Origin of the sequence: Magnetospirillum fulvum MGU-K5, from assembly GCF_000442515.1 — a bacterium.
Classification (GTDB): Bacteria; Pseudomonadota; Alphaproteobacteria; order Rhodospirillales; family Magnetospirillaceae; genus Phaeospirillum; species Phaeospirillum fulvum_B.
This window is the reverse complement of the sequence record NZ_AQPH01000096.1, coordinates 1-9,401: the sequence shown is the minus strand read 5'-3', so window position 1 is coordinate 9,401 and position 9,401 is coordinate 1. Positions and strand designations below refer to the sequence as shown.

The following is a 9,401-nucleotide window of genomic DNA, read 5'->3' as shown; positions in this document are numbered from 1 at the left end:
CGGGTGATCGAACGCACCCGCGCGCTTGATTCGGCCTTGCGCTTTTCCGAAAATCTGGTCGAACAATTGCCGATCCCGGTCTGGGTCGAAGATGCGTCAGGGCGGTTGACCCACCACAACCGCGCCTTTCGCGATCTGTTCCAGATTCGTGATGAGACATGGACGGGGCGGCCGGCCGCCGATCTGTTGCCGGAAACCTCGGCTGCGGTGCCGTTCGAAACCTCGATCGAGACCGGCACGAATCGGCGCGACGTCATCATTGACCACAGCCGCCTCGATCATCCTGCGCCGCTGTCCGACGATAGCACCGGAGGCGGCGGGCGGATCGGCACCATCACCGACATCACCGAACGCAAGGAAATGGAACGCCGCCTGCGGGAACTGGCGACCTCCGACGACCTGACCGGAGCGTTGAACCGCCGCGCCTTTTTTGCCGTGATCGCCCAGGAAGTCGAGCGCTCCTCCCGTTATGGCATCCCGATGTCGCTGGTGATGATCGACCTTGACCATTTCAAGCAGATCAACGACCGCTATGGCCATGCTGCCGGGGATCGGGCGCTGAAGCTGACCACCCAGGCGATGCTCGCGGGATTACGAGATATCGATTCGCTGGGGCGTCTGGGCGGCGAGGAATTCGCCGTTCTGCTGCCCCAGACTCCGCTGTCCGGCGCGCTGGATGTGGCAGAGCGCTTACGGTGTGCCATCGCCGCGGTTGATATCCCGGTTGACCCCGAACCGACGACGATCCGACTATCCGCCAGCCTGGGGGTCGCCGATCGTCTGAGCGGAGAAACCGGACCGGATCGTCTCTTGTCGCGGGCCGATGCCGCGCTGTATCGAGCCAAGGACGAAGGACGCAATCGGGTTGTGGGCTAGCCATACGCTTTTCGCGGCCAAGCTCCGATTGCCATCGTCCCCGGGAAGTGGAATCATGCGCCCCCGTTCCAAGACAATGGAAAGTCGCCTTTCATGAGGATTGCCGCCTTCGCCGCCGCGTTGATCGCCTTCACGCTTCCCACGGTGGCGTTGGCTGAAACCGGCAAGACCCCGCCCGCCGCCGAGAGCGGACGCGGCGGGCTTGCTGTCGCCGCGTCTCGTGGGGATGCCGACGCGCAATATCAGCTTGGCCTTGCCGCCCGCAAGGGCCGGGGAGCCGAGGCGCAAAAGACCGCCTTTACCTGGTTCAGCCTTGCCGCCGCCAATGGCAGCGCCATTGCCGCGACCGAGGCTGCCAAAGCCTGCGAGGCTGGCAAAGGCGTCCGCAAGGACATCGAACTGGCCGGACAATGGTGGTATCGCTCCGCCAAATTGGGAGACCTTGCCGCCCGCAAGCGCTGGACCGATCTGTTCGTTTCGGGCCAGATCATTTCGGTGGGCGGCGTCGATGGCGCGGGCTGGATCGCCGAACTGGCTGAACGCGGCAACAAGAAGGCGGCGATCGCCCTGGCCGGTGCCTATGAGCATGGCAATGGCGTCGCCCCCTCTGTATCCGATGCCGAGAAATGGTACCGCCTTGCCGCGCTGGTTCATGGCGATGTCGAGGCGCGTTTCCGTCTGGGGCGGATGCTGCTGGCCCGCCCCGCCGCATGGCGAGTGCCTGAGACCGAGGAATGGTCAACCAAGGAAAAGGACCGCACCAAGCCGTTCGGCCCGGTCTGGTTCAACACCAAGCCGACCGACGCTGGAGACAAGGCGGTTCTGCTGCGTCCCGGCATTGAGGAAGGCGCGCACTGGCTGACCCTCGCCGCCAGCGAAGGCCATGCCGAAGCCCAGTATCTGTTGGGCAAGACCCTGGCCGAAGGGTTCGAACTGGGGATGGATCTGCCGTCGGCGATCGGCTGGCTGCGGGCGGCCTCGGCCCAGAACCATCCGGCCGCGACGATGCTGGTCGCCGAACTGACCGCGAAGGGACAGGGCTTTTCCGCCAAGGACCCGATCCGCGCTTATGCTCTTTACGATCTCGCCGCCACGCTGGGGCAGCGCGGAGCCGCCGAAGCCCGCGACAGCCTGGGCCGTGGCATGGGCGGACGCCAGCTTGCCCGCGCCCGTCAGATGGTGCAGGACCTGCGCGACTATCGCTGATTAACTCAGACACCGGATTCGAACCGCAGGGGATTGGGGCAATGCCTCAATCCCCTGTTTTCGTTAGGGCTGCGGCGCAGGCGTTCCCGAGGGTGGAGCGGCGGCAGCGGGCGGCGGCGCGGGTGTGCCGGGCGGCGGAACAGCCACGGCAGCCCCGGGCGGCGGAGCGTAATAATAGGTGGGAGCGGGCGGAACCGCATAATAGGCCCCCGGCGGCGGCGCATAGATCACCTGGGCCGGTTGCGGATAGACCACCACCGGATGAACGACGGTCTGCACCGGCTGGACGACCTGATTACCCTTGGCATACATGCACTGGGAATAGGCGTTGTCGTATTCCTGCTGGATGCCGCCCTGGCGGTGCTGCGAACTGCTGGCTCCGACTGCGGTACCCACCACGCCGCCGCTGGCGGCACCGATCGCCGCCCCCCGGCCACCTCCGACCGCCGCGCCCAATCCCGCCCCCAGCGCGCCCCCGACCAGGGCCGCGCCCAACGCCCGCTCATTGGCGCTGTCGGACTGACCATTGACCTGATCGGCCGCGTATTGCTTGCACTCCGCCTGCTCCATCCGGAACACCTCGAACGGCTTGTTAGCGGCGGGCATGACCTGGACCCGGGGGCCGAGCGGAGTCGCCGCACAGCCTGACAGCGCCAGCACGGCCGAAATCGTAAAAGCCACCGATTTGATCGGACGCATGTTTGACCTCCTGGTCACTTCTGCTGTGCGGGGACGGGCCGGAATTGGGTCGGGCAACTGGGGACATACGGGTAATACCCGGCGGGATTGTCACAGTAATACCAGACCTGCTGTTGCTGCTGGAGCTGAGGCGGCGGGGCCGGGGGCGGCGCAGAGGGCACCATCACGGTGGGAGGCGGCTGCACCACCACCGGCGGCGCGGCCGGAACCGCGTACTCGGACACGATCATCGGATAGGGATAGACCGGCGCGTCATAATAATACCAAGCGCCGCCAGCGACCCACCACCAGCCGTTACGACCGAAATAGGCCCCGTGCCGCCAGACCCCGCCGCGCCACATCTCGTGGTGATGACGGTCAAAGTGGCGAACTTCATGGTCGCGGAACGGTGGACGCCAGTGTTCCTGGGCGTCGGCGGTGCCGACCGGGGCGATCGTCGCCACCGCAACGCAGACACCGCAAAGCAGAAATTTGGTCAGAGAACGTGTCATGGCCGGAATCCTCGGGCTATACCGAGAGTGTTGCACCGACAGGTATCTGCACGACAACCAATCCTGGGTCGCTTCGTAACAGAATGTGTCTGGGGAGAAGCTCACCCTCTCCCACCCATCAAATCACGGAATACAAAGGCCGCAAGCCTAGGGCACGGCTCCAGCCGAGGGCATATCTAAAGCGTCTTGGCGGGGATGCAACGTGAATCAGCGCAAGGGGCCGGTGATCCGGCGCGGGCGGGTTGCGGCGGCGTCGGCGCGACGCAGATGCAGATACTGGCCAAAGCGTCCGAATTCGCGCGGAAGAGCCCCGGCGCGGATCGCCTCGGCCAGTCCCTTGGGATCGCGGATCAGCAGACCGCCCAGGATGTCGAGGCCATAGGCGTACAGCCGGGAGGTCAGCGGCGTCACCGGCCCGACCAGGGCGATCCGCGCCCCTTGAGCCAGCCGCAGGATACGGGGCAGGTTGCGGTTGACCAGACTCGACGAGGCCACCACCGCCGCCGCACAACCGGGTAACAGGGTGTCCATCGCGATGGTGGGATATTCACCGGGGCGGGGATCGGTCTCGATCACCTGGGGATTGGGCAAGATCTCGGACAGGCCGGGAAAGGCGCCGATCACCACCACCCGCCCGGCTTCGTCTCGGAACGTCTGGACCCCGTTGCCCATCTCGCCCGCAAGATCGAAGCGATTGTAATGGGCGTTGATCGCCGCAACCCCCAGCGCCATTTCGAGCGGGTCCCACGAGCCGGAAAATTCAGCCAGATGCTTCAGGCTCATCTTGCGAAATTCGGGCAGACGGCCAATCAGATCGCGGGCGTTGCGGGGCAGATAAGCCAGACCGGCCCCGGCCGGACCTTCGACCATCAGCCAGCGTGGACCGATCACAATCTGGCGCACTTCGTCGGCGGCGACGCCCAACGCCAGATCGCGGTAGAGCCGTTCTGGTCCCCACCAGCGCCACAAGCCCCGCATCGCCGGAGGAATCAGCGCACACCCGGTACCGACGAAATCGTGCCAGTGCTGGACACTGCCATCGGCAATGGTGGTCAGCACCGGCATTCCCTGCGACACGCCCTGCCCCACTTCGGCCGTCAGCGACGTGGCCGCACGACGGAAAGCCTCGAAGCCGCCGATCACCGCCAGATCGGCATCGTCACGCATCGCGGCGCGCAAGCATCGGGCTGCGGCCGCTTCGGCGTCTCTCCCTATCGGCAATCCGCTGGCAAGATCGACCGTTTCGTCACCGAGGCGAACGCACCCGGCCACGGAAAAGCCCCGATCGGCGATGCTGCGGGCGAAGGAGGCCATCATCTCGTCCACGGGGGCATCGGGCTCATGGATGACGGCGCCGGGGCTGATCCAGGGAGCCTTGGTCGGTGCGAACATCCGTCTGAAATCCTTGAAAACCGCTCGAAATCGAGGTCGAAAATTACAAAAGCAAGCGCCATGCCAGCCAATGCCACCGGTCCAGCCCCGAAAAGGGGGCGAAACGACGGCTCCCCCAACCGATTAGCACCGATACCAAGGCAGCCGGACCCGTCGGAACCGTGACAGTATCTGTCTGGAACCGGACATCGCGGCCCGATGCTGGCGGCCGGTCCGTCTGGGGCGCTAGCAATCGTTATGTAGCGCGTCTTTATCACGAACCCGCGCCGCCCGCATCGGGTTACAGGCTATAAAAAACAAAAGGCGCGACCGAACCGAAGTCCGACCGCGCCCTGCACCATCCCCTCGCGGGGTTTGGGACCGGCCTTTATGAGGCCGCGCCAATGCGGCGGGCGGCGGCCAGCAGCAAAGCATCGCCACCACGCGGCCCGATCAGCGACAGACCGACGGGACGGCCGTTGACGTTACACAGCGGTACGCTGATCTGGGGACATCCAGCCATCCCGGCGATCGCGGTCAGGCTGATGATACGGGAACGGATATCCCACATCACCGAACGCGGGCTTTGCACCGGCGGCGCGGTGACCGGGGTGGTCGGCAGCACCAGCACGGCATGGCCTTCCAGTGCATCGAGCACCCAGCGCCGCGCCCGCAGCCGAAAGCCGCGCGCCGCCGACAGGGTGCGGTTGGCGACCCGCGAACCGCGCAGGAAATTGTCAGCCACTTCAAAGCCAAAGCGGGGGTTCGAGCGGTTGATCCAATCGCCGAACGTCTCCCACGCCTCGCGACCCTGAATGGCGTTTTGCGGCTCGATCCAATCCGACAGCGGCACCGGCGAAATCCGGGTGCCGCGCACCACCGGCGCCACCGCCTCGGCAATGCGGGGCAACACCGCCTCGATCGCGGCGGCGACATCGGGATCGGACGCCTCCATCGTATCTTCCAGCACGACGGCCCGGGCCGGGCGCTGGTCGCCCACCTTCTTGCGCAGCAGGACTTCGCCCATCCGCGCCAACAGATCGGGATCGGCGGCAAGCAGCCCAACCGTGTCGAAGGTATTGGACTGGCCCAACACGCCGTCCATCGGGATGACCCCCAGAGTCGGCCGCAGCCCGTACACGCCGCAGAACGAGGCCGGGACGCGGGTCGAGCCCGCCGTATCGGTGCCGAGCGCGATGTTGGCGAGACCACCGGCAACGGCGACCGCCGAACCGCTGGACGACCCACCGGGAACATGGCCGGGGGCGCGGGGATTTTCCGGGGTACCGTAATGCGAATTGTCACCGAAGATGCCGCGAGTCAATTCGTCGGTATGGGTCTTGCCGACCAGACGGGCACCGGATTCCAACAAGGCGGACACCGCCCAGGCGGTCTGCCGGGCCGGTTCGGCCAGACGGCGCCAGTCGGGATTGCCCGCGCCGGTGACATAACCGGCGACGTCGAACACATCCTTGGCCGCGAACGTCAGCCCGGCCAGGGGGCCTTGGCGCGCTCCATCGATATAGACATCGCCGCCGAGAGTGAAAGCGTTATACGGGTCATGCACGGCGGGCACCTCTCCATGGAAAAACGATCGGAACCAGCTTGAAAATTACCCATAAAGACAGGGTGCGGTCCAGCGGAATGGCAGAGCGGAGGTTTAGGCTTGACCTTCTTACCGACGCCTCCCCATTTAAGAAGTGTTCGCAATTCGACAAGGCCCGACGCGATGACATCGCCTTTATCCCCGGCGAAAGGCCCCGCTGATCTTTCGCTCGGCATCAATGGAATGACCTGCGCCGCCTGCTCGACGCGGCTGGAACGGGTGCTGGGCCGGGTCGAAGGGGTCGAGCGGGCCCTGGTCAGTCTTGCCGCCGAACGGGCCGACATCCGCTATGACCCGGCCCGGGTCACGCCGCAAGCGCTGGAAGCCGCCATCGTCAAAGCCGGATTTGCCCCCGATCCGGCCCGGTCGGGCGAGGACGAGGATCTGGACCGCGCTGAAACGGAACGGGCGGCGCGCACCCGGCACGATCTCCGCCTGCTGGTGCTGTCGGCACTGTTGACCCTGCCGCTGATGCTCGACATGGGGCTGGAGATGGCGGGCGGACACGCGATTGTGCCGCCCTGGGTGCAATTGATCCTGGCCGCCCTGGTCCAGTTCGGGATCGGCGGGCGGTTCTATTTCGGCGCCTGGGCCTCGTTGCGCGGCGGGTCGGGCAATATGGACGTGTTGGTGGTGCTGGGAACCTCGGCGGCGTTCGGGCTGTCGGCCTATCGGGTGCTGAATGGCGAGGCCCACCACGGCACCCTGTATTTCGAGGGCTCGGCGGCGGTCGTCACCCTGGTCCTGCTCGGCAAAGCGCTGGAAAACCACGCCCGTCATTCCGCTGCCGGAGCGATCCGGGCGCTGATGCGGCTGAAACCCGCCACGGCGCGGGTCGAGCGCGACGGGATCGAGATCGAGATACCCGCCACCCTGGTCGGGATCGGCGAAACCGTGCTGATCCGCCCTGGCGAGCGGGTGCCGGTCGATGGCACGATCCGCGCGGGTGACAGCACCTTAGACGAATCTCTGGTGACCGGCGAAAGCCTGCCGGTCGGACGCAGCGTGGGCGACACTGTGGTCGCCGGATCGGTCAATGGCGAGGGATTGTTGCGGGTCGCCGCCACCCATGTCGGAACCGAATCGACGATTGGCCGGATTATCCGGCTGGTGCGCGGGGCTCAGGCCAGCAAGGCCCCGGTCCAGGCGCTGGTCGATCGGGTCTCGGCGATCTTCGTTCCGGTGGTGGTGGCGCTGGCGCTGGCCACCTTCCTCGGCTGGTGGGGATGGGCCGATGACAGCACGACCGGCTTCGTCGCGGCGGTTTCGGTACTGGTGGTCGCCTGTCCCTGCGCATTGGGACTGGCGACTCCGGCCGGATTGATGGTCGGTACCGGACTGGCCGCCCGTCATGGCATCCTGATCAAGGATGCCGAAGCGCTGGAACGCGCCCATCAGGTCAAGGCGATTGCGTTCGACAAGACCGGCACCTTGACCGAGGGGCATCCGGCCCTGGCCGTGATCCGCGCCGCCGATGGCGACCGCACCGCCCTGCTTCGCCTCATCGCCTCGGCCCAGCAAGGCAGCGAGCATCCGCTGGGGCGGGCGATGGTCGCCGCCGCGGCCACCGAAGGAGTGGCGCTGGAGCCGGTCAGTGCGTTTCGGGCCCTGCCCGGCCGTGGCCTTACCGCCCAGGTGGCGGAACGGATGGTCGTGATCGGCAGCCGCCGTCTGATGGCGGAAAGCGGGATCGATGTGACTGTGCTGGCCGGGGAAGCCGAGGCGGAAGAGGCACTGGGCCACACCCTGATGTGGGTTGCGGCGGAGGGAATCCTGATCGGCTTTGTCTCGCTGGCCGACCCGATCCGCCCCAATGCGGCGGCGGCGGTGGCGGCATTAAAGCGGATGGGACTGGTTCCGGCGATGCTGACCGGCGACAGCCCCCGCGCAGCCCAGGCCGTGGCCCGTCAGCTTGGCATCGACCGGGTCTGCGCCGGTATCCTCCCCGAAGACAAAGTCACCGAACTGGCTCGCCTCAAGTCCGAATTCGGCGTGGTGGCGATGGTCGGCGACGGGATCAACGACGCCCCCGCCCTGGCCGCCGCCGATATCGGGATCGCGATGGGTGGCGGCAGCGATGCGGCGATGCAGGCGGCCGGACTGACCCTGATGCGCAGCGATCCCGCTTTGCTGCCCCAGGCTCTGGCGATCTCGCGCGCCACCGCCCGAAAAATCCGTCAGAATCTGGCCTGGGCCTTTGCCTATAACCTGATCGCCCTGCCTGCGGCGGCGGCGGGATTGCTCAGCCCGGCGATTGCCGGAGCGGCGATGGCGCTGTCCTCGGTCTCGGTGGTGAGCAACGCCCTGTTGCTGAAGCGATGGAAGCCGTCATCCCAGACGAGTCTCTTGGCTTGGACCGGCTCCACGTCGGGTCTATAACCGCCGCTCGACCGCAATCGAAAAGGAGATCCGGGTGGGCCGACGCGAGGTCAGACGGATGTTGATGGGGTATAAACGCCCCGTGTGGGAACGTCCCGGCGTGATTGTCACGGCATTGGCCGTCGTTCTGGCGCTTGGGTTGCTGCTGGGGCTCTGGCTCGGCCGCTGGTCCAACCCACCGTCACCGCCTCGCCCCGCCCCCGCTCCGGCGGTTGAAGCGGTACAGCCTCCTCCGCCGCCCCAGCCTGCGATCGAAGCCCCGCCACTGCCGCCCTTCTCCAGCGAGGAAGACAGCCCTGCCCCGGATGTCTCGGGGCCGCCGCTGATCCAGCCGCCGCCGCCGCGCCCCGAGCCGGGGTCGTCGGAATCGCTTGAAATCGGCCGTGCCTCGGACGTGATCGCGATGCTGCCGGTGCCGCCACCGCCGCCTTCGGCCAAACTGCCCCCGGCCGGAGCGCCGGTATGGACCCGTCACGCCGTACCCGCGCCGCGGATCGGCGGCCGCCCGATGATCGCGATCATCATCGACGATCTGGGCGTTGATCGCCGCCGCGCCGAACGGGTCTCGGCGTTGCCCGGTCCGCTGACCCTGTCTTACATGTCCTATGCCGAGGATCTGACCCGGCTGACCGCCGAGGCTCGTCGCCATGGTCACGAATTGATGGTCCATGTACCGATGCAGCCGCGCGGGGCCAATTTCGATGCCGGCCCCCAGGTGTTGGAGGTCGATCAATCGCCGGACGAAATCCGCCGTCGCCTTGATTGGGATCTGT

Annotated in this window: 8 protein-coding genes; 4 read left to right on the top strand and 4 right to left on the bottom strand. The window is 66.5% G+C overall.

Translation table 11 applies throughout. The features are described from left to right. Both K678_RS16020 and K678_RS16015 read left to right on the top strand, forming a co-directional pair. The coding region (locus K678_RS16020; RefSeq protein WP_021133519.1) for a sensor domain-containing diguanylate cyclase at window positions 1–876 on the top strand (876 nt) is incomplete at its 5' end. A gap of 93 nt (window positions 877–969) precedes the next feature. Further along, window positions 970–2,082 carry a tetratricopeptide repeat protein gene (locus K678_RS16015; RefSeq protein ID WP_021133518.1) on the top strand — a complete coding sequence of 371 codons (1,113 nt, stop codon included), beginning with the start codon at window positions 970–972 and terminating at the stop codon, window positions 2,080–2,082. A gap of 63 nt (window positions 2,083–2,145) precedes the next feature. Here K678_RS16015 and K678_RS19595 read toward each other — a convergent pair whose 3' ends face one another. The 4 genes from K678_RS19595 to K678_RS15995 form a co-directional block, all read right to left on the bottom strand. Then, entirely contained in the window at window positions 2,146–2,781 is a 636-nt protein-coding gene (locus K678_RS19595; protein ID WP_021133517.1) for a YMGG-like glycine zipper-containing protein, read from the bottom strand. Window positions 2,782–2,795: 14 nt separating this feature from the next. Continuing rightward, window positions 2,796–3,272: a hypothetical protein gene (locus K678_RS16005; protein WP_021133516.1), complete on the bottom strand. Its 477-nt coding sequence runs from the start codon at window positions 3,270–3,272 to the stop codon at window positions 2,796–2,798. A 207-nt stretch (window positions 3,273–3,479) separates the two neighbouring features. Beyond that, window positions 3,480–4,664 carry a Rossmann-like domain-containing protein gene (locus tag K678_RS16000; protein ID WP_021133515.1) on the bottom strand — a complete coding sequence of 395 codons (1,185 nt, stop codon included), beginning with the start codon at window positions 4,662–4,664 and terminating at the stop codon, window positions 3,480–3,482. A 367-nt stretch (window positions 4,665–5,031) separates the two neighbouring features. After that, a complete protein-coding gene (locus K678_RS15995) occupies window positions 5,032–6,210 on the bottom strand; it encodes an amidase (RefSeq protein ID WP_021133514.1) in 1,179 nt (392 codons plus the stop codon). 222 nt (window positions 6,211–6,432) lie between these two features. On the opposite strand from K678_RS15995, the gene K678_RS15990 reads away from it, so the two are divergent. Both K678_RS15990 and K678_RS15985 read left to right on the top strand, forming a co-directional pair. Further along, window positions 6,433–8,628: a heavy metal translocating P-type ATPase gene (locus tag K678_RS15990; protein ID WP_021133513.1), complete on the top strand. Its 2,196-nt coding sequence runs from the start codon at window positions 6,433–6,435 to the stop codon at window positions 8,626–8,628. A 64-nt stretch (window positions 8,629–8,692) separates the two neighbouring features. Beyond that, window positions 8,693–9,401 (top strand): divergent polysaccharide deacetylase family protein (locus K678_RS15985; protein WP_231376281.1); only part of this gene is annotated, 709 nt, incomplete at its 3' end.

Excerpts from the sequence above, each read along its gene's own strand:
- K678_RS16015 (WP_021133518.1), top strand. The coding sequence starts at position 970 with ATGAGGATTGCCGCCTTCGCCGCCGCGTTGATCGCCTTCACGCTTCCC.
- K678_RS19595 (WP_021133517.1), bottom strand. The coding sequence starts at position 2,781 with ATGCGTCCGATCAAATCGGTGGCTTTTACGATTTCGGCCGTGCTGGCG.
- K678_RS16005 (WP_021133516.1), bottom strand. The coding sequence starts at position 3,272 with ATGACACGTTCTCTGACCAAATTTCTGCTTTGCGGTGTCTGCGTTGCG.
- K678_RS16000 (WP_021133515.1), bottom strand. The coding sequence starts at position 4,664 with ATGTTCGCACCGACCAAGGCTCCCTGGATCAGCCCCGGCGCCGTCATC.
- K678_RS15990 (WP_021133513.1), top strand. The coding sequence starts at position 6,433 with ATGACCTGCGCCGCCTGCTCGACGCGGCTGGAACGGGTGCTGGGCCGG.